This window comes from Janthinobacterium lyxosi, assembly GCF_051380665.1.
In the GTDB taxonomy this organism is placed as follows: domain Bacteria; phylum Pseudomonadota; class Gammaproteobacteria; order Burkholderiales; family Burkholderiaceae_D; genus Janthinobacterium.
In genome coordinates, this window is sequence record NZ_JBNYXM010000009.1 from 193,257 (window position 1) to 213,507 (window position 20,251).

The following is a 20,251-nucleotide window of genomic DNA, read 5'->3' on the forward strand; positions in this document are numbered from 1 at the left end:
GCCAACGGGCGGCTGGCCAGCGGCCAGCGGTGGTAAAATCGCCCTTTACTGTGGCGCCGTCAGTGTTGCTGTATTGCAATAACCCTGCCCTCCCCGCGCGCCACACGCCAACCGTTTCTTTAACTTGCGTCCGCTCTCATGACTTCTACTACTCCGTATTCCACGCTGTCGGCCCTGTCTCCGCTCGATGGCCGCTACGCCAGCAAGACCGATCTGCTGCGCCCGATCCTGTCCGAAGCCGGTTTCATGCACCACCGCGTGAAAGTGGAAATCTCCTGGCTGCAAGCGCTGTCACAAGCCGGTTTCGCTGAAATCAAGCCGTTCTCGGCAGAAGCGAGCACCCTGCTCGACAAGATGGCGGCGGATTTCTCGGAAGCCGACGCGGCCCGCATCAAGGCCATCGAAGCGGTCACCAACCATGACGTCAAGGCTGTCGAATACTGGCTGAAGGAACAAGTGGCGGATGTGCCGGAACTGGTAGCAGCGTCGGAATTCATCCATTTCGCCTGCACCTCGGAAGATATCAACAACACTTCGCACGGCATGATGCTGAAAGCCGCACGTGATGGCGTGATGCTGCCGGCATTGAACGGCCTGGTAGCCAAGCTGACGCAGATCGCGCACGACAATGCCGACGTGCCGATGCTGTCGCGCACGCACGGCCAGACGGCCAGCCCGACCACCCTGGGCAAGGAAATGGCCAACGTCGTGGCCCGCTTGCAGCGCGCGGTAAAACGCATCGAGCAAGTGGAAATCCTCGGCAAGATGAATGGCGCCGTCGGCAACTATAACGCCCACCTGTCGGCCTACCCAGGCTTCGACTGGCCGGCATTCTCCCAGGCCGTCATCGAACAGCGCCTGGGCCTGGTGTTCAACCCGTACACCATCCAGATCGAACCGCACGACTACATGGCCGAACTGTTCGATGCCTTCGCGCGCGCCAACACGATCTTGCTGGACCTGAACCGCGACATCTGGACGTATGTCTCGCTGGGCTACTTCAAGCAAAAGCTGAAAGCGGGCGAAATCGGCTCGTCAACCATGCCGCACAAGGTCAACCCGATCGACTTTGAAAATTCGGAAGGCAACCTGGGCCTGGCCAACGCCGTCCTGAAACACCTGTCGGAAAAACTGCCCGTCTCGCGCATGCAGCGCGACCTGACCGATTCGACCGTGCTGCGCAACATCGGCGTGGGCCTGGGCTACACCCTGCTGGCCTATGACAGCTGCCTGCGCGGCTTGAACAAGCTGGAAGTGAACCACGCGCGCCTGGCGCAAGACCTGGATGCCACCTGGGAAGTGCTGGCCGAGCCTGTACAAACCGTGATGCGCCGCTATGGCATCGAAAATCCGTACGAGCAACTGAAAGAGCTGACGCGCGGCAAGGGCATCTCGAAAGAAGCGCTGCAGGAATTCGTCAACGGCCTGGCCATCCCACAGGATGCCAAGGAAGTCCTGCTGACCATGACGCCGGGCAACTACATCGGTATCGCAGCGCAACTGGCCAAGGCAATCTAAGCCACAATCTGTACCTGGATCAAGCAGATCCACTCCCGCGGGGCGGCCAGCACACAAATGCTGCCCGCCCCGCGGTTTTTCCGGCAATCTTTCTTGTAGAATCTGCAGCACGCAGCGCAATTTGCTTTTCTTTGGTATATTAGGCCGAATTAGTCCTAATGCGTACTACTTTCAAGAAAGCCGCCGATGCAACGCTACACCACCACCGCCATCATCCTGCACTGGCTGACGGCCCTGCTGATCATCAGCGCCTTTGTCATGGGTCTGGTCATGACCGACATTCCCGGCCTGACGCCCACCAAACTCAAATATTTTTCGTGGCACAAATGGCTGGGTGTGACCGTGCTGACCATCGCCGCCATCCGCCTGCTGTGGCGCAAGGCCAACGTGCCGCCGCCGCACCCGGCCAGCATGCTTGTCTGGCAAAAGAAGGCGGCCGACGCCATGCACGTGCTGCTGTACCTGCTGATCTTCGCCGTGCCCATCTCCGGCTACCTGTACACCCTGGCCGCCGGCGTGCCGGTGGTCTATCTGGGCCTGTTCCAGCTGCCGGTCATCATGGCGCCGAACCCGGAACTTAAGCCACTTTTAAAAGAGATTCATTATGTTCTGAACATGACGATGGCCGCCGCCGTGGCTGCCCATGTGCTGGCGGCGCTGAAGCACCAGTTCATCGACCGCGATGGCGTGCTCAAGCGCATGCTGCCTTAACGTCTCCCTTGCTCACTGAAACACAGGAAAAATAAGATGAAAACCACCCAACGCATCGTCCTCGCTTCCCTGCTGGGCCTGTCCGTGGCCGCCACCGCCGCCACCTTGCTGAAAGTCGATCCCGCCAAGACCAGCGTGTCGGCCGTGTTCAAGCAAATGAACGTGCCCGTGGAAGCGAAGTTCAAGAAATTCAATATCGCCATCGATTACAACCCGGCCGCGCCAGACGCCTCGAAAGCGTCGGTGGAAATCGACACGGCCAGTATCGATATCGGTGACCCCGAGTACAACAAGGAAGTGGCCAAGAAAGAATGGTTCAACGCGGCCCAGTTCCCGAAAGCCACCTTTGTCTCGAGCAGCATCAAGGCCGCCGGCGCGGGCAAGCTGACGGTAAGCGGCAAGCTGAGCATCAAAGGCAAGACCACCGACGTGACTTTCCCCCTGACGGTGAAAGCCGACGGCGGCAAATATGCATTTGACGGCGCCCTGCCGATCAAACGCCTGACCTACAACATCGGCGAAGGCGAATGGAAAGACACGAGCATGGTCGCCGATGAAGTCACCATCAAATTCCACGTCACAACCCAATAATCGTTTTATTTCTCGTTGTTTAACTCTAGGAACTCAATGAAATTCAAGCATTTGATGATCGCCGTGCTGGCAGCCGCCGGCGCGGGTTCGGCCATGGCCGCTACCGACACCTACAACCTCGACCCGACGCACACCTTCCCCAGCTTTGAAGCCGATCACATGGGCATGTCAGTCTGGCGCGGCAAGTTCAACAAGACCAAGGGAACCGTGACCCTGGACCGTGCCGCCAAGACGGGCAGCCTGGACCTGGTAATCGATGCCGATTCGATCGATTTCGGCCTCGACGCCATGAACACGCACGCGAAAAAAGCAGACATGTTCAATGTGGAAAAATTCCCGGCAATCACCTACAAGAGCAAGTCGTTCAAGTTCAACGGTGATCAGCTGGTGGAAGTCGATGGCGAACTGACCCTGCTGGGCGTGACCAAGCCCATCAAATTGAACGTGAGCAAATTCAAGTGCATCATGCACCCGCGCTACAAGCGCGAAGTGTGCGGCGCCGATGCCACGGCAGAATTCAAGCGCAGCGACTTTGGCCTGAACTACGGCATGCCGGCGTTCTCGCCGGAAGTCAAGCTGGCCATCCAGGTCGAAGCGATCAAGGCCGACTAAACACGGCCTTGCCGCCTGACAAGCCCGCCTCGCTGCCCGCAGCCAGGCGGGCTTTTGCATGCTCGACGCGAATCCGCTGGACTTTTCTATCGTGCGGCATCAGTATCACTGGGCATGATGTTTTTCTAACATGACACCCCACTCACCCATCGCGCGGAGGACCACATGAATTTCATTATCTGGATCGTTATTGGCGGCGTCATCGGCTGGCTAGCCAGCATGGTCATGAAAACCGATGCACAACAGGGCATCTTTCTCAATATCGTCGTCGGCATCGTAGGCGCCTTCCTGGGCGGCTGGCTGCTGGCGCCCCTGTTCGGCACGGGCACCATCAATAGCGACAATTTCAGCGTGTCTTCGCTGCTGGTCTCGTTCCTGGGCGCCGTGGTCCTGCTGGGCATCGTGAATCTTTTGCGCCGCGGCAAAATACGCTAGAGCGGCAACACGCCGTGCCTCACGAGGTGGCCGGGCCGCGCAAGCGCCCGGCCATTTTTCATTACCGCCAAGACATGTATGGACAAATACCACAGCCGCCGCACGGAAAAATGCGCGCTGGCAGCCAGTTCCTGTCCCTGCATCACTGAAAATTATGTTATTTAAGCAATGATATACAAATATGCCGCCCGGAAAATGTGATTGACTAGTGCGAGTTCGATAAGGATACTCTAGGTCGCCCGCTGAGAAAAACACTGGGTACACGTTGGTTCCGACTTCCCACCATGTAAAAAGACTAGAACTCGAATGAAAAAATCTTTAATCGCGCTCGCCATCCTGAGCAACTTCGCACACGCCGACGAAGGCATGTGGATGCCCCAACAGCTGCCACAAGTAGCCAAGGAACTGAAAGCGGCCGGACTGAAACTCGATCCGACCACTCTGACCAAACTGACCGAGTTCCCGATGGGCGCCATCGTCAGCCTGGGCGGTTGCTCGGCCTCGTTCGTCTCGCCACAAGGCCTGGTTGCCACCAACCACCATTGCGTCTACAACAGCGTGGCGGTCAATTCGACCAAGGAACGCGATTTGCTGGCCAACGGCTTCCTGGCCAAGACCTTCGCTGAAGAATTGCCGGCCGCCCCAGGCAGCCGCATCTTCGTCACCTCGGCCGTGACCAATGTCAGCGACAAGATCATCACCGCCGACGTAGCCAAGCTGCAAGGCAAGGCACGCATCGACGCGATCGAGAAAAACCAGAAAAAACTGGTCGCCGAATGCGAAAAAGAAGCTGGTTTCCGCTGCACCGTGTCGGCCTACTACGGCGGCCTGGAGTTCTACCTGATCAAGCAACTGGAAATCCGCGACGTGCGCCTGGTACACGCGCCACCAGCGGGCGTGGGCAAGTTCGGCGGCGACACCGACAACTGGATGTGGCCACGCCACACGGGCGACTACGGTTTCTACCGCGCCTACGTCAGCCGCGACGGCAAAGCTGCCGACTTCAGCAAGGACAACGTGCCTTACCAGCCAAAACATGTGCTGAAACTGGCCAAGGATGGCTTGAAAGAAGGCGATTTCGTGATGGTCCTGGGCTACCCTGGCCGCACCAACCGTCACCGTCTGCCATCGGAAGTGGCGTACACGTTTGACTGGAACTACCCGGCCTTCGTGAAAGCGTCGGGCGAAACCCTGGCCATCATCGCGCGCGAAACCAAAGACAACAAGGATGTTGCCCTGAAATACGCGGGTCAAGTTGCTGGCGTCAACAATTACTACAAGAACCGCCAAGGCATGCTCGATTCCTACGCCGGCAGCGATTTCCTGGCGCGCAAGACGACGGAACACGACGCCTTGAAAGCATGGGTCAACGCCACGCCAGCACGCAAGGCTGAATTTGCCGGCGACATCGAGCAAGTGGAAAAGCTGATCGCCGAACGCGATGCCGACACCAAGCGCGACTTCTTCCTGGGCTACGCACAGCCACGCCTGCTGAACACGGCACGCAGCCTGTATCGTTTGTCCAACGAAAGCACCAAGGCCGATACGGAACGCAAGTCCGGCTACCAGACGCGCGATTTGCCACGCATGGAAGCGGGCATCACTTCGGTCGAGCGCACCTACGATGAAAAAGTCGACAAGGCGCTGGTACTGAACAGCCTGACCAAGTACGCCGCGCAACCAGCTGCACAACGCCGCGCCAGCTTCGACGCCGCCATCGGCATCAAGGATGGCATGTCGCCAGCCGACCTGTCCGCCGCCCTGGACAAACTGTATGCGGGCAGCAAGCTGGGCGACAAGGCCGAGCGCGCAGCATGGCTGAAACGCACGCCAGCCGAATTCCAGGCCAGCAAGGACAGCTTCATCCAGGCAGCCGTCGCCATGTATCCGGATTCGCTGAAAAACGAAGCGGAAGACGAAGAACTGGCAGGCAAGATCCAGCAAGCCTACGCCAACTACATGAAAGCCAAGATCGCCTTCATGAAGAGCAAAGGACTAGCTGTGTATCCTGACGCCAACAGCACCTTGCGCGTGACGTTCGGCAAAGTTGCCGGCCGTGACCACGGCGCCGACGGCACCACCTGGACCGCCTTCACCACCGTCAATGGCGTCGTTGCCAAAGCCACGGGCCAGGGCGAGTTCAATGCACCGGCGAATCAACTGGCCGCGATCAAAGCCAAGGACTTCGGTAAATTCGTCGATCCGAAGTTGAAAACCGTACCGGTCGACTACCTGGCCACTTTGGACATCACGGGCGGCAACTCCGGTTCGGCTGCCCTGAACGCCAAAGGCGAATTCATCGGCCTGGCCTTCGACGGCACGCTGGACTCGATCATTTCCGATTGGGACTACAACAAGGCCAACACCCGTTCGATCCAGGTCGACCTGCGCTACATGCTGTGGAACATGAAACACATCGACCACGCAGATAACCTGCTGAAAGAAATGGGCGCTGAATAACAAGAAGCAATAACCCGGCAACGGGCGCTTGTCAGCTGAGCCACTCCTGCGGGAGTGGCTTTTTTTCGTTTGGCGTTTGATCTTTGAAAATCGGTAAGGCACGGCTTGCTCCGCGCCAAACACCTGCGCTCGACTGCCTCCCAAAGGCAGCATCACGCGCCGGCCATCCCGCAGCAGCAAGGCCAGGTCGGCGCCGGGAAAGCGCTGCGCCAGTAGCCGATAGGCTGGCCGGGCTATGGTAGCGGCGGGAATCACGATGCGGTAATCGGCATCGCCAAAGTCCAGCAGCAGCGCGGGAGCCTCCGGTCCCGGCAGCGCCGTGATGCGCAGGCGCGTGCTTCCCTTGACGAGCTCCAAGGCTGACCACGGGGGCAAAGTGCGCTGCGTGGAGCCGATCTGCAGTTGCGGCGCGTGGCCCGCATCGGCCGACGTCAGCAAGACGTCGGGCCGTTCTTCCGGCACTGCGCCATCGACGGCCAGCAGCCAGCCCCGGTAGCGTATCAATGCACCCTGCGCGGCGGCCGTGACGGACCCGCCCTGCGCCACCGGCTCCTTGCCCGCCGGCAAGCGCAATGGCGCCGCCTGTGCCGCCAGGCAAGCCCACCACACCAGCGCCGCCATCGCCGTCTTGCCCATGCTGCCTCCCCTTGCGCGTGAAACGTATTCATAACACAAGTCCGGCATTCGCCCGCTGCTGCGCATCAAGGCAGGAGCGCCGGTGCTACAATTGGCCCCTAGCGGGCGTACTTACCCAGCGCGCCTTCCCCCTCCCAGACTCAGACCGCTATGCCACCAGACTTGCGCACGACCTACGAACTCGGTAACCACAACCAGACCACGACCTGGCTGGAATGCATCACTTTCTACCAGGAACTCGCCGCACGCTACCCGCAGGTGCTGCATTTCGAACAGATCGGCCTGTCCGATTCGGGCGTGCCCATCCACGCTGGCGTCGTCAGCGCGGACGGCGTGTTTGACCGTGAGCAGATCAAGCGCGAAGGCCGCACCGTTTTCTTCAACAACAACGGCATCCACCCGGGTGAACCGGAAGGCATCGACGCCTGCATGGCCATCGTGCGCGACCTCTGCACGCAGCCGGAGCGCCTGGCGGCGCTGGGCAGCACCGTCCTGCTGTTCATTCCGATCTACAACGTCGATGGCAGCCTGAACCGCGCCAATACATCGCGTGTGAACCAGGATGGCCCGGAGCAATTCGGTTTCCGCGGCAACAGCCGCCACCTGGACCTGAACCGCGATTTCATCAAGTGCGACAGCCTGAACGCGCAAGTGTTCAACCGCTTGCTGGCCAGCTGGGACCCGGACGTGATGGTCGACACGCATACGTCGAACGGCGCCGACTACCCGTACACGATGACCCTGATCCATACGCAGACGGATAAGCTGGGCAATGGCCTGGGCCCCTTCCTGCAAGACACCATGCTGCCGCACATCTTTGCGCGCATGGAAAACGCTGGCTGGCCCACCTGCCCATATGTGAATCCCGTCAAGGACAGCCCCGACCACGGCATCGCCGAATTCCTCGAAGTGCCCCGTTTCTCGACCGGTTTTGCGGCCCTGCATCACGTCATCGGTTTCATGCCGGAAACGCATATGCTAAAACCGTTTGCCGACCGCTACGCCTCCATGCGCGCCCTGCTCGACATCACCATGGCGTTTACCATCGAGCATGGCGAGCAGATCAAACAGCTGCGCGCGCAGGCCAAGGCTGCCGGACGCACGCAAGCCGAGTGGCCGATCCACTGGACCATGAATGAAGAACAGCCGTCGACCTTCCCCTTCAAGGGTTATGCAGCCCAATACACGCCGAGCGTGCTGGGCGACTACCAGCGCCTGTCGTACGACCGCTCGCAGCCGTGGGAACGCGATATCGCCTACTACAACCGCTTCGATGCGGACGTCACCGTCACCGCGCCGAAAGCCTATGTGGTGCCGCAAGCCTGGCGCGAAGTGATCGAGCGTCTACGCTGGAACGGCGTGGAAATGAGCCGCATCACCGCCGAACAGACGCTAACGGCGCGCTACTACCACATAGTTTCCGTCGGCACGCGCGCCACGGCTTACGAAGGCCACATGCTCCACGACACGCTCGAACTCGAAGCGCGCACGGGCGAATTCACCGTGCAGGCGGGCGATTATGTCATCAGCCTGGAGCAAGACAATGCCCGCTACGCCGTGGAAACCCTGGAGCCGCAGGCGCACGACAGCTTCTTCCGCTGGGGTTTCTTCAACAGCGTGCTGGAGAAGAAAGAAGCGTTTTCCGATTATGTGTTCGAAGACATGGCGTCCGAACTGCTGCGCGACGAACCAGCGCTGGCGGCCAAGTTTGCCGACTGGAAGGCAGCCAACCCGGCCTTGCTGAGCGATCAGGAAGCCGTGCTCAATTTCATCTTCGCCAACTGCCAGCGCTTCGCCGAGCCGGAATGGCGGCGCTATCCCGTCATTGCCCTCATGTAACTCGGGGCTGTAGCGAATGCAACATCCTGGCGCCGCATCGGAGACCCCGGTGCGGCGCCTCTTTCTGTGCCCTACCCACAAGGTAAACCCATGCACTACGCACTGAACCTGCGCACCTTTATTTACAGCCATTATTTTTACCTGGGCTTGCGCGTGGCCATCGGCCTGGTCGGCCTGACCTTGCTGACCCTGGAAATCAGCGACAGCACTACCGCCATGACGGTGTGCATCGGCGCCCTGTGCACGACCCTGATGGACATGCCCAGCCCGCTGCGCCACAAATTCAACGAAATGCTGGCTTCCGTGCTGCTGTGCAGCGCCGTCACTTTATTGATCAGCCTGTGCGGCCCCGTGCAGTGGCTCTTGATGACGGTACTTGTGCTCGTGAGTTTCCTCGCCAGCATGATGGTGGTGTACGGCAAGAAATCCATGCCCTTGCAACTGGCCGCCCTGTTCATCATGACCATGTCGATGGAGCATCAAATGACGTGGCAGCAATCGTTCCACCACGCAGGCCTGTTCATGCTGGGCGGCTTGATTTATCTGGCCTATGCCATGGCCATCGCCTGGGTCTTGCGCCACCGCATCAAGCAGCAAGTGCTGGCCGAAGCTCTGTTCGAGTTAGCCGCCTACATCGACATCAAGGCCGATTTCTACGACACGCGTTTTAATTTGACGGAGCAGTTCAACAAGCTGGTGCGCCATCAAAGCATCCTGGCCGACCGCCAGCAAGCGTCGCGCGACTTGATCTTGCGCAGCCACAAGAACAGCAAGGATGCTATCGTCGTGCAGGTCCATGTGTGCATGCTGGATTTATATGAACTGATTCTCTCCACGCACACGGATTACGCGCTGCTGCGCCAGCACCTGGCCGACTCCGACGTGCTCAAATCCTTGCACGACCTGGCCTACAAGGCGGCGCGCGATATCGAATCCGTGGCCTACGCCGTCACGCGCAAGCGCGCCTCGTATGCGCAGATCAGCTATGACAAGGAATGGGCCGAGATTGAAGCAGAAATTGCCCGCCTGCAAACGAAGGGAAACAACACGCAAGAAGCGCTGGCCACCTTGCGCGCGCAGCGCAACAAGATCCGTGCCATCTTGAAAATGATAGTCGAATTGCACCTGGCCACGCAAACAGTCTACGCCGACGTGCCGTTCTGGAGCGGCGCGGACATGGCGCCGTTTTTGTCGCAGCAAAAATACGAACTGAAAACCCTGCTGTCGAATCTGCGCCTGGACTCGCCCGTGTTCCGCTTCGCCCTGCGCGTCTCGATGGCCATTTCCGTGGGCTTGGCTGTAGGCCACTGGCTGCCGTACACAGCGCACAGCTACTGGATCGTGCTCACCATCGTCATCATCCTGCGCCCCACGTTCAGCATGACGCGCCAGCGCCGCGCCGACCGCATCATCGGCACCATCATCGGCTGCGTCATCACGGCCATCGTGATCCGCTTCATCCACAGCAATATCGTGCTGATGGCCATTTTATTTCTCTCCATCGTGGCCACGCCCACCTTCATTTATTTGCGCTACCGCTACACGGCCATCGCCGTGAGCCTGATGATCTTGTTGCAAATGCACCTGGTGGCGCCCAGCAACCCGAACCTGGTCAGTGAGCGCCTGATCGATACCCTGATCGGCGCCGCGGTGGCGACCATCTTCAGCTTTGTCCTGGCCAACTGGGAATACCAGAGCCTGCCGCGCCTCGTGCGCCAGGTACTGAATGTGAACCTCAGCTATATGCAGACCAGCTTCGCGCTGCTGCAGGGGAAATGCTTCGATGATTTCGCCTACCGCATCGAGCGCAAGCGCCTGATGGACAGTCTGGCCGCGCTCAGCTCGGCACTGGTGCGCATGCTCGATGAACCGGCCAGCAAGCAGCGGGCCGTGGAAGACATCAACCTGTTCATCGTGCAAAATTACCTGTTGGTCGCCCACGTGGCGGCGCTGCGTTCGATCCTGGGACGCCATGCCAGCCAGCTGCCTGTCGCGCCCGTCAACGCCTTGCTCAGCCACAGCCACACGCAAGTGTGCCTGACCCTGTCGCGCGCGCTGGAGCAGCTCGACAACAAGGCCAGCATCAGCGCCCCGCTGGCCGCCCCTGCCGCACCACCCGTCAGCGACGTGGCCTGGTCGGGCTGGCCGCTGGTCAAAAGACGCATCCGCCTTTTGCATGCAGATGCCGACAAGATCGTGATACATAGCGCGGCAATCGTGCATATTGTGACACCGCGCTAAATACCTGCGATTTACTTCAGATACTGCTCGAACCAGCCCACGGTGCGCCGCTGCAAATCGCGCTGGTGCTCGGGCTTGCGGAAGGAATGGCCTTCGCCATCGTAGATGAACAGGCTGGACGGCACACCCATGGCGCGCAAGCCGTGCCAGAATTCCAACGACTGGGCGGCCGGCGTTTCCACGTCGCGCTCGCCCACATAGATCAGTGTGGGCGTCTTGGCCGCCTTGATCGATTCGATGGGCGAAGCCTTGCGGTAGACGGCCGGATTGTCATATGCGGAGGCGCCAAAGAACGGGATCATCCACTGGTTGATGCCGTTCTGGCCGTAGTAACTGATCCAGTTCGACACGCCCGCCCCCGCCACGGCCGCCTTGAAACGGTCGCTGTGCGTGACGCCCCACATGGTCATGAAGCCGCCATACGAATGGCCAATCAGGCCCAGGCGCTGGCCGTCGACGGGCGCCACTTTTTCCACCGCATCGATGCCGGCCAGGATGTCGCGCCAGTCGCCGCCGCCAAAGTCGGCCATGTTGGCACGCGTAAATGCCTGGCCCTGGCCAAAGCTGCCGCGCGGATTGGGCAGGAAGACGAAATAGCCTTTTTGCGTCAATTCCTCGATCACGGTGCTCGCTGCCACATAACGGGGCGAGGCGGCGGCGCCTGGGCCGCCGTGCACGTTGACGATCATCGGGTAGCGCTTGCCGGCCTCCACCTTCAACGGCCCCAGCAGCCAACCTTGCACCTTGTATTGCTCGTTGTTCCAGCCCACGTTCTGCACCGTCAGCTGCGGCGCAAAGCCGTCATTGTCGCGCGTGATCTTTTTCAGTTGGCCCACCGGTCCCGCCACCAGGTAGCTGGCGTCCGTAAAGTCTTCCTGTGCGGCAGCGGCTTGCAAGCCGTCGGCGCTGAACGACAGACGGCCATCGCTACCGCTACTGCTGAGTTCACCAAGCATTACCGGTTGAGCCGGACCAGTTTGCGCATCGACAGGCACCAGCGCCAGCTGCGAATCGATCAGGGCCGTTGCCAGCAAGCCGGCGCCGCGCCAGACGACGCCATTGAAGGTGCCGCGATAGTCTTGTGTGAGATTGCGCGGCGTGCCGCCGGCCAGGGGCACCGTGTACAGGTCGCCGCCGATGGAGCCGAAGTCGCTCATCAGGCCGCCGATGAACACCACCGTCTTGCCATCCGACGAGACGGAAGGCAGGTTCAACTGCATGGCTGGCGCGGCGATCACGCGCAGGGCGCCCGTGGCCGCCTCAATATGACTGAGCTTGGCGACCCACCAGTTGCTGTCGCCATTGCCCTGCGCGCTGGTGGCGACGAAGCCACGGCCATCGGGCGTCCAGCTGTATTCATACACATAGGTGTCGTTTGGTGACAGCAGACGCGCTTCTCCGCCGCTGGCAGGCACGACGGCAATGCGCTGGGCATCGTCTTCGCTGCCCACTTCACCCACCTGGCGCACACCCGCTTCCACGGCGCCGGCCAGCTTGCGCGCGCCCACCGTCGCGAGCAGGGCCAGCTGCTTGCCGTCCGGCGACCAGCGCGCCGTGCTGGCCACGCCTTTAATACTGGTCAACACCCGCGCCTGCGCCTGTGTCATCGTGGCCAGGTATAGATGCGCCATGCCCGCCTTGGCGTCGTAGCCGACAAAGGCCAGCTGCCTGCCATCGGGCGACCAGCTGGGCTTGTCATAGGAGCACATGGCACACGGGTCGAATTGCTGCACGATGGCGCCGTTGGCGGCGTCGCGCACGACGATGGCTGCATGCGGACGCTGCGGCTGTTCGCCCACCTTGCTCGATTCGATGGCGGCGATGCGCTGGCCATTGGCCGACAGGGCCACGGCGCGGTAATCGCGCAATGCCGGCTCGGTTGCAGGGGCGGCCTGCGCCACGCTCCCCAGAAGGCTGCTTGCCAGCAAGCCGCAGGCGGCCAGATCAGTTATTTTCATCATGTAAATTCCGGTTAAGAATAAAAAAAACCGCCGGCAAGAGCGGCGGTTTTGGATGGAGCAGACTGCATTAGCGGGCCTTCTTGCCCAAGTGCGAATGCCGCATGCTGTACAAGAAGTAAATGGCCACAGTCACCGCCATCCACACGCTGAACACGACAAACGTCGTATGCGGCAAATCGCGCATGATGTACAGGCAAGCCAATATGCTCAGGCCAGGAATCACGTACGGTCCGAACGGCACGCTAAAGCCTTCGATGCGGTTGGCGCCCTGCTTGTGGCGCAGCACGGGCACGGCGATCGACACCACCATGAAGGCTGTCAGGGTACCGATGCTGACCATGTCCCACAAGTAAGTGGCATCGACGGAGCCGGCCACCACGGCCACCACCAGGCAAACGATGATGGTATTGTTGACCGGCACCAGGGTACGCGGGTGTATCTTCTGGAACGACTTCGGGATCAGGCCGTCGCGGCTGACGGCAAACAGGATGCGCGTCTGGCCGTAAATCGTCACCAGGGTCACGCTGAAGACGGAAATGACGGCGCCGGCCGACAGCACCAGCGCGGGCCAGGTCTTGCCCGTGACGTTTTGCAGAATCACCGCCAGGCCAGCTTCCTGGCCTTCGAACAATTTCGCCTGTTGCGCACCGAGGGCGGCCACGGCCACCAACAGATAAAACACGGTCACGATGAGCAGGGCGCCAAGGATGCCGCGCGGCACATTGCGCGTGGGATTTTTCACTTCATCGCCCGCCGTCGCCACCGTATCGAGACCGATGAAGGAGAAGAACACAGTGCCGGCGGCGGCCGTCACGCCCGTCATGCCGGCAAAGCCCTTGCTGTTGTCGGAATTGAAGAAGGGGAAGAAATTGTCGGCATTAAAACCGGAAAACGCGATGACGATGAAAAACACCAGGATCGCCAGCTTGATGATGACCATGATGGCGTTCATCAGGGCCGATTCCTTGGCACCGCGCAGCAGCAAAAAGCCGCACATGCAGATCAAAAAGATCGGCGGCAGGTTGATGTGGCCGGCATGAAACTCCATGCCATGCGGGCCGGAAACGATCATCGGCGTGCGCAACATCTCGGGAATATGCCAGCCGAAGGCATTTTCCAGGAAGTTATTCAGGTAGGACGACCAGCCGATGGCCACGGCACTGCCCGCCAAACCGTATTCAAGCAGCAAACAGGCAGCCATGATAAAGGCAAGAAACTCGCCCACGGTGGCGTAAGCAAACGAATACGAAGAGCCAGAGGCGGGAATGCGGAACGACAATTCCGCATAGCACAAGGCCGTCAAGCCGGCCGTGATGGCGGCGATCAGGAAAGACAGAATGACCGATGGGCCCGCCTTAGGCACGGCTTCGACCATGGTAAAGAAAATGCCCGTGCCGATGGTGGCGCCAACGCCGATCATGGTGAGGGAAAACAGGCCGATGGACCGGCTCAAGCCACTGCTGCTGAGGCCTTCACCATATTCGACCGTGGTATTGATCGGCTTGGTGCGGCAAAGTTTCTGGACCAGGGTTTGGCTCACTAGCATTCCTTTATGAGGCATGCACTTGAACACCTGCCAAAACCTACTGCGCGTCGCGATTCGCGGCCTGCGATGCTCACTGTGCATTCGCACAGCTGCGCTTCTTAGCCACAACTCACTTCCGCTCGCTACGGTTTTGTCAGGTGTTGTTAGGAACATGACGGGTAAAAACAAATAGCGCTCCGGCCCTACCTGGAAAAAAACCGGAAAGATCGCGTCCATTTTCAAAACTAAGCGATTATAGGGCTTTCATCGGCTCAACTAAACAGAACTTTGATGCAAGGAAACAACGCCAGACGTGCGCCGGTAAACCCGCCAGCGTGCTGGCGAAGAAGAAATTGCTTTCATGAAATAAAAAGCGCGCCGCTGCAGGGGCAGCGGCGCGCTTCTGTCTCAGCTCAACTACGCTGGTTTACTTCTTGACGTGTGGCGCATCGGCCGCCGGCCAGCCTGCCTCGTAGCCTTGCGGCACGTCATCGCGGCGCTCTTTCGGCGCCAGGCCCAGCACGTAGTACAGCACCGTCAGCAGGATCAGCCAGGCTGGTCCCACCATCAGGGCGATGCGCGTATCGGGAAAATACGCCATCAGGCCGATCACCAGCGCCAGGAAAGCCAGCGAAATCCAGGAACCGTACGGCGCGAACGGCATGCGGAAGGCCAGGTTCTTGATTTCCTGCGGGCTCAAGGTCTTGCGGAACTGGATATGCGTGACCAGGATCACGCCCCAGGTCCAGACGGCGCCGAAGGTGGAAATCGACGTGACCCAGATAAACACTTTTTCCGGCACCAGGTAGTTCAGCAACACGCCCAGCAGCAGGGCAAACACGGACACCAGGATGGCGCGGCGCGGCACGCCGCTGGCCGTGGTTTCCGCAAACGCCTTCGGTGCCTGGCCTTGCAGCGCCAGGTTGTACAGCATGCGGCCCGTGCTGAAGATACCGCCATTGCACGACGACAGAGCTGCCGTCAGCACGACGAAGTTGATGATGCCGGCGGCCGTCTTGATGCCCAGGCGTTCAAACGTCATCACGAAGGGGCTGCCGGTGGTGCCGATTTCATTCCATGGGTAAATCGACAGGATGACGAACAGCGCGCCGACATAGAAAATCAGGATGCGCCAGAACACCGAATTGATGGCGTCGGGAATCGATTTCTTCGGGTTTTCCGCCTCGCCGGCTGTCAGACCGATCATTTCCACGCCCAGGTAGGCAAACATCACCATCTGCAGCGACATCAGCACGCCCTGCGCGCCATTCGGGAAGAAACCGCCATGCGTCCACAGGTTCGAGATGCCGATGGCCACGCCGTCGTTGCCGAGACCGAAGATGATCATGCCCGTACCGCCGACGATCATCAGGATGATGGTGACGACCTTGATCAGGGCGAACCAGAACTCGAACTCGCCGTAGGCTTTCACGGCCAGCAGGTTGATGGCGCCCATGGAACCGAGGGCCGCCAGGGCCCAGATCCAGCGCGGCACGTCGGGGAACCAGATGCCCATGTAGATGGCGACGGCGGTAATTTCCGCCACGCACGTGACCAGCCACAGGAACCAGTAATTCCAGCCCGTCAGATAGCCTTGCAGGGGGCCCAGGTAATCCTGGGCATAGCGACTGAAAGAGCCGGCTACGGGATTGTGCACGGCCATTTCGCCCAGGGCGCGCATGATCATGAAGATGACCGCGCCACCGATGATATACGACAGCATGATGCCGGGACCGGCCATCTTGATGGCGTTGCCAGAACCCAAAAACAGGCCCACGCCAATCGCAGCGCCCAGCGCCATCAGGCGTATCTGCCGCTCGCCCAGGCCGCGGTGCAAGCCTTGTTCACTCGTTTTCATTACATGTCTCCGTTTTTTTCTTGAATACACCAATCCCTCCACCCCAATGGCGGTTCCGCTCTTGCTGGACAGGAAGAAAGGGCGAGCCGGCGGCAATCGCCAGCATGCTCAGATGATCAGGCCAGTTCGGCGATCAGCTCGATCTCGACGCAAGCGCCCAGCGGGATTTGCGCCACGCCGAAGGCGGAGCGGGCATGCTTGCCGCTGTCGCCGAAGACTTCGACGAACAGCTCCGAGGCGCCATTGGTCACCAGGTGCTGTTCCGTGAATGCAGAGGTGGAGTTGACCAGGCTCATGACCTTGACGATGCGCTTGACCTTGTTCAGGTCGCCGCCGCATGCGTCTTGCAGGGTGGCAATCAGTTCGATGGCGATGCCGCGCGCAGCAATCTTGCCTTCTTCCGTGGTGACGTCCTTGCCCAGTTGACCGACCCAGACCTTGCCATCCTTCTTGGCCAGGTGGCCGGACAGGAAGACGGTGTTGCCCGTGCGGGCATGCATCACGTAGGCGGCAGCTGGCGCAGCAACGACTGGCAATTCGATGTCGAGGGCCTTGAGTTTTTCGTAAAACGACATGCTATTTCTCCAAGAAAACAATATAAACGAAACCGAAATTCATCAGCAGCAGAAAAAGGATGATGGCGGGATGACGGCACCCTGGTCGCGCGGTAGTGAGCGACAACAGCGCCAGATTAAACGTCATCATATTGGTGAACCAGCAGTTTTAGTTCACAAATAGGCCCGGTTATTCAGTGGATTATACCGACAATCAAACAAAATTCAGCATCGGTTCATAAAGCATGCTCTACAGGCATTGAGCGTGACTTTTTTCACTTGATTATCTTTTATGCATTGTCAAGCCCTCTGGGTCAAGGTTCAGGCCATCCAGAAATGCGCGGTCGTGCGATACCACAAGTAACGCCCCCTGATATTGCAGCAGCATCTGCTCCAGCGCCTGCAGGCTGGCCAGGTCCAGATGATTGTCGGGTTCGTCAAGCAGCAGCAGTTGCGGCGGCGCCTGCGCATACAGTTCGGCCGCCAAGGCCACCTTCATGCGCTCGCCCCCGCTGAGCAAACGGCTGGGCATGGTGGCGCGCGCACCGGCAATGCCCAGCAGCGCCAGCCGCGTGCGCAAGGCCCCTTCCGCCACAGTGCTATTGCGTGCTTGCAAGCGTTGCACGGCGCTCCACTCGCCATCTTGCAGTCCCGCATGCTGGTCCAGCCAGGCCACCTGCGCATGGCAGCGCAGCTCGCCGCTGGCTGGCGCCAGCTGTCCGGCGATCACGCGCAGCAGGGTCGACTTGCCGCTGCCATTGTCACCCGTCACGGCCAGCCGGCGCGGCCCGCTGAGCAGCAAGTTGATGGCGTGCGCCTGGCCATGCGGCAAGACCACATCGCGCAATTCCAGCAGCAATTTGCCGTTGGGCACCAGGCTCTCGGGCGCCAGCAGCAGCCGTTCCGCCTCGGGCGCGCAGCGGGCGCTGGCATCCATCACCCTTTGCTGACGCGCCTGCTGCGCCTCCTGCGCGCGCAGGCGCAGCTTGCCCTGGCTATCCTGGCTTTTCTCCTTTTTCGCATCGAGCAAAAGCTTGCTTTGATTGCCTTCGCGCCCCTCGCGCTCTCCACGTCCGATCCTGCGCTGCTGACGCTCGGCTTGCTGCTGCGCCTCGCGCTGTTCGCGTCTGGCACCGGCCTTTTCCGCCTGCAGGGCGGCGGCGTAGCCAGCCTGCTCCAGCGCGCGCTGCTGCGCATACAAGGGGTAATTGCCGCCATAGCTGCGCAAGCCCTGCGGCGACAACTCGACGATTGCATCGACGTGCTCCAGCAGGGCGCGGTCATGGCTGATCAACAGCAAGCCGCCCGGCCAGCGCGCCATCTGCGCCACCAGGCGGGCGCGCTGCTGCGCATCGAGATGGTTACTCGGTTCATCGAGCACCAGCCAGTCCGCCTGCGACAGCCAGGCGCCTTGCAGGGCGATGCGCTGGCGTTCGCCGCCGCTGAGGCTAGCCGAGCGGGTATCGGCATCGACATGGCGTAAATCGAGCGCATCGAGCGCCTGGCGCAGGCGGGCGTGGGCATCCCAGCGTTCGCCCACCAGTGCGTAATCAGCCTCGTCGATGCTGCCGGCGGCGATGCGCGCCAGCGCGGCCAGCAAGTCCTCCATGCCGGCGAGCGCTGCCACGCTGGGATAGTGTTGCGGATCGAGTTCCTGCGCCACGTAATGCATGGCCCCGTCACAGCGCACGGCGCCAGAAGACGGCTGCACCTGGCCCGCCAGCAGGCGCGCCAAGATGCTCTTGCCCACGCCGTTATCGCCGACGAGGCCGATACGTTGCGAGGCAAAAGTGAATTGCAAATCGGAAAACAAGGCGCGGCCATCGGGCAGCACAAAGGAAAGACGGTCGAGTTGTAGGAATGCGGGCATGGATACTCCTTGTACGTGCAGACAGGGCTGGCGAACCCGCGCGGCGCAATGATGCGCTGGCGGGAAGGGCAAGGCCGTGCACAGCACGGCAGTATCAATGGCGCATGTCGAAGCGTCCTGGAGAAATGGGGAAGAGGCGTCAGTGTAGCAGACGAGGTCCTTTAGCGCTGACCCAGAGTCGTGTCGCCAAACAGGTTCTTGTACTCGCGCGGCTGCGAGCGCCAGTACTGCGGTGGCGCCGACACTTGCGCGCCCAGCTGGGCCGCCGCATGCCAGGGCCAGCGCGGGTCGAACAAAATGGCCCGCGCCAGCGCCACCATGTCGGACTGGCCGTTGGCAATGATGTCTTCCGCCTGCTGCGCCTCCGTAATCAAGCCGACGCTGATGGTCGGCAAGCCGCTGTCGCGCTTGATGCGTTCGGCAAACGCCACCTGGTAGCCGGGTCCCACGGGAATTTGCTGCTGCGGCGAAATGCCGCCGCTGGAGACGTGGATGAAGTCGGCGCCCAGCTGCTTGAGTTCCTGCGCGAAACGCACGCTTTGTTCAATTTCCCAGCCGCCCTCGACCCAGTCGGTGGCGGAAAGGCGCACGCCCACGGCCACGCTGGCGGGTACGGCGGCGCGCACGGCTTCATAGACTTCCAGCGGAAAACGCATGCGGTTGTCCAGGCTGCCGCCATACGCATCGGTGCGGTGATTGGACAGGGGCGACAGGAACTGGTGCAGCAGGTAGCCATGCGCGGCGTGCAGTTCGATACCCTCGATGCCCAGCGCATGCACGCGCTGGGCGGCGGCCACAAAGGCGCCCTTGATTTGCAACAAGCCCATCTCGTCCAGGGCGATCGGCACCGTTTCACCGGGCGCGTGGGCGATGGCCGACGGCGCCACCGTTTGCCAGCCGCCGTCGGCCATGTGCACGCAGGCACCGCCCTGCCAAGGCGCGCGGCTCGACGCCTTGCGTCCCGCATGGCCCAGCTGCACCACCAGCGGAATCGGCGCGTGACGGCGGATCGCCTGCACCACGTTTCCCAGCGCAGCTTGATTCGCATCCGACCACAGGCCCAGGTCCTCGGCCGAGATGCGTCCCTCGGGCGAGACGGCCGTCGCTTCCGTCATCAGCAAGCCCGCGCCGGACAGAGCCAGGTGGCCCAGGTGGATCATGTGCCAGTCGGTGGCGTTGCCGTTGTCGGCCGAGTACTGGCACATGGGCGCGATGGCGATGCGGTTGGCCACGAGCAGCGGCCCCAGTGCATACGGCGTGAATAGCTGGCTCATGGCGGACTCCGGAAAAGGGGAAGCACCGATTCTACTGTGCTTTGGAAAGCGCGGCTTACACCTGCTTACGTTTGATACAGCGCAAGGGCTAGCCTTGCGCAGGCGCGGCCGTTAATGTGGACACATCAATGGACACATCAGCTGGACACATCAACAACACGGCAAC

The 20,251-nt window shown here is 60.8% G+C and carries 16 protein-coding genes; 10 read left to right on the plus strand and 6 right to left on the minus strand.

Annotated features, from left to right (window positions below):
* The first annotated feature begins 138 nt into the window (after positions 1-138).
* The 9 genes from purB (at position 139) to ACQ4WP_RS12085 (ending at position 11,043) form a co-directional block, all read left to right on the plus strand.
* Positions 139-1,518, plus strand: a complete 1,380-nt coding sequence (gene purB / locus ACQ4WP_RS12045) for an adenylosuccinate lyase (RefSeq protein WP_436520832.1) — start codon at positions 139-141, stop codon at positions 1,516-1,518.
* A gap of 186 nt (positions 1,519-1,704) precedes the next feature.
* Positions 1,705-2,229, plus strand: coding sequence for a cytochrome b (locus ACQ4WP_RS12050; protein WP_436520834.1), 525 nt, complete (start codon positions 1,705-1,707; stop codon positions 2,227-2,229).
* Between the two features lie 36 nt (positions 2,230-2,265).
* Positions 2,266-2,820, plus strand: coding sequence for a YceI family protein (locus ACQ4WP_RS12055; protein WP_436520836.1), 555 nt, complete (start codon positions 2,266-2,268; stop codon positions 2,818-2,820).
* 36 nt (positions 2,821-2,856) lie between these two features.
* Complete coding sequence (locus tag ACQ4WP_RS12060; RefSeq protein ID WP_436520838.1) at positions 2,857-3,432, plus strand: YceI family protein; 576 nt, start codon at positions 2,857-2,859, stop codon at positions 3,430-3,432.
* 165 nt (positions 3,433-3,597) lie between these two features.
* Positions 3,598-3,867: a GlsB/YeaQ/YmgE family stress response membrane protein gene (locus ACQ4WP_RS12065; protein WP_436520840.1), complete on the plus strand. Its 270-nt coding sequence runs from the start codon at positions 3,598-3,600 to the stop codon at positions 3,865-3,867.
* 306 nt (positions 3,868-4,173) lie between these two features.
* A complete protein-coding gene (locus tag ACQ4WP_RS12070; protein WP_436520842.1) occupies positions 4,174-6,327 on the plus strand; it encodes a S46 family peptidase in 2,154 nt (717 codons plus the stop codon).
* 523 nt (positions 6,328-6,850) lie between these two features.
* Entirely contained in the window at positions 6,851-6,997 is a 147-nt protein-coding gene (locus tag ACQ4WP_RS12075; protein ID WP_436520844.1) for a hypothetical protein, read from the plus strand.
* Positions 6,998-7,113: 116 nt separating this feature from the next.
* Positions 7,114-8,802 carry a M14 family zinc carboxypeptidase gene (locus tag ACQ4WP_RS12080; RefSeq protein ID WP_436520846.1) on the plus strand — a complete coding sequence of 563 codons (1,689 nt, stop codon included), beginning with the start codon at positions 7,114-7,116 and terminating at the stop codon, positions 8,800-8,802.
* Positions 8,803-8,892: 90 nt separating this feature from the next.
* Positions 8,893-11,043, plus strand: coding sequence for an FUSC family protein (locus ACQ4WP_RS12085; protein ID WP_436520848.1), 2,151 nt, complete (start codon positions 8,893-8,895; stop codon positions 11,041-11,043).
* Between the two features lie 11 nt (positions 11,044-11,054).
* Here ACQ4WP_RS12085 and ACQ4WP_RS12090 read toward each other — a convergent pair whose 3' ends face one another.
* The 4 genes from ACQ4WP_RS12090 to ACQ4WP_RS12105 all read right to left on the minus strand — a co-directional run bounded on the left by ACQ4WP_RS12090 (position 11,055) and on the right by ACQ4WP_RS12105 (position 16,962).
* Complete coding sequence (locus ACQ4WP_RS12090; protein ID WP_436520850.1) at positions 11,055-13,004, minus strand: S9 family peptidase; 1,950 nt, start codon at positions 13,002-13,004, stop codon at positions 11,055-11,057.
* A 67-nt stretch (positions 13,005-13,071) separates the two neighbouring features.
* Entirely contained in the window at positions 13,072-14,544 is a 1,473-nt protein-coding gene (locus tag ACQ4WP_RS12095) for an amino acid permease (protein ID WP_436520852.1), read from the minus strand.
* Between the two features lie 412 nt (positions 14,545-14,956).
* Entirely contained in the window at positions 14,957-16,387 is a 1,431-nt protein-coding gene (locus ACQ4WP_RS12100; protein WP_436520854.1) for an amino acid permease, read from the minus strand.
* 116 nt (positions 16,388-16,503) lie between these two features.
* Positions 16,504-16,962, minus strand: coding sequence for a RidA family protein (locus ACQ4WP_RS12105; RefSeq protein ID WP_436520856.1), 459 nt, complete (start codon positions 16,960-16,962; stop codon positions 16,504-16,506).
* On the opposite strand from ACQ4WP_RS12105, the gene ACQ4WP_RS12110 reads away from it, so the two are divergent.
* Positions 16,961-17,125 carry a hypothetical protein gene (locus ACQ4WP_RS12110; RefSeq protein WP_436520858.1) on the plus strand — a complete coding sequence of 55 codons (165 nt, stop codon included), beginning with the start codon at positions 16,961-16,963 and terminating at the stop codon, positions 17,123-17,125. The two genes, ACQ4WP_RS12105 and ACQ4WP_RS12110, sit on opposite strands and share 2 nt — an antisense overlap.
* 99 nt (positions 17,126-17,224) lie before the next feature.
* Here ACQ4WP_RS12110 and ACQ4WP_RS12115 read toward each other — a convergent pair whose 3' ends face one another.
* Both ACQ4WP_RS12115 and ACQ4WP_RS12120 read right to left on the minus strand, forming a co-directional pair.
* The gene (locus ACQ4WP_RS12115; RefSeq protein WP_436520860.1) at positions 17,225-18,811 is read right to left on the minus strand and encodes an ATP-binding cassette domain-containing protein; all 1,587 of its coding nucleotides are present in this window, start codon (positions 18,809-18,811) and stop codon (positions 17,225-17,227) included.
* Positions 18,812-18,972: 161 nt separating this feature from the next.
* Positions 18,973-20,085 carry an NADH:flavin oxidoreductase/NADH oxidase gene (locus ACQ4WP_RS12120; RefSeq protein WP_436520862.1) on the minus strand — a complete coding sequence of 371 codons (1,113 nt, stop codon included), beginning with the start codon at positions 20,083-20,085 and terminating at the stop codon, positions 18,973-18,975.
* Between the last annotated feature and the right edge of the window lie 166 nt (positions 20,086-20,251).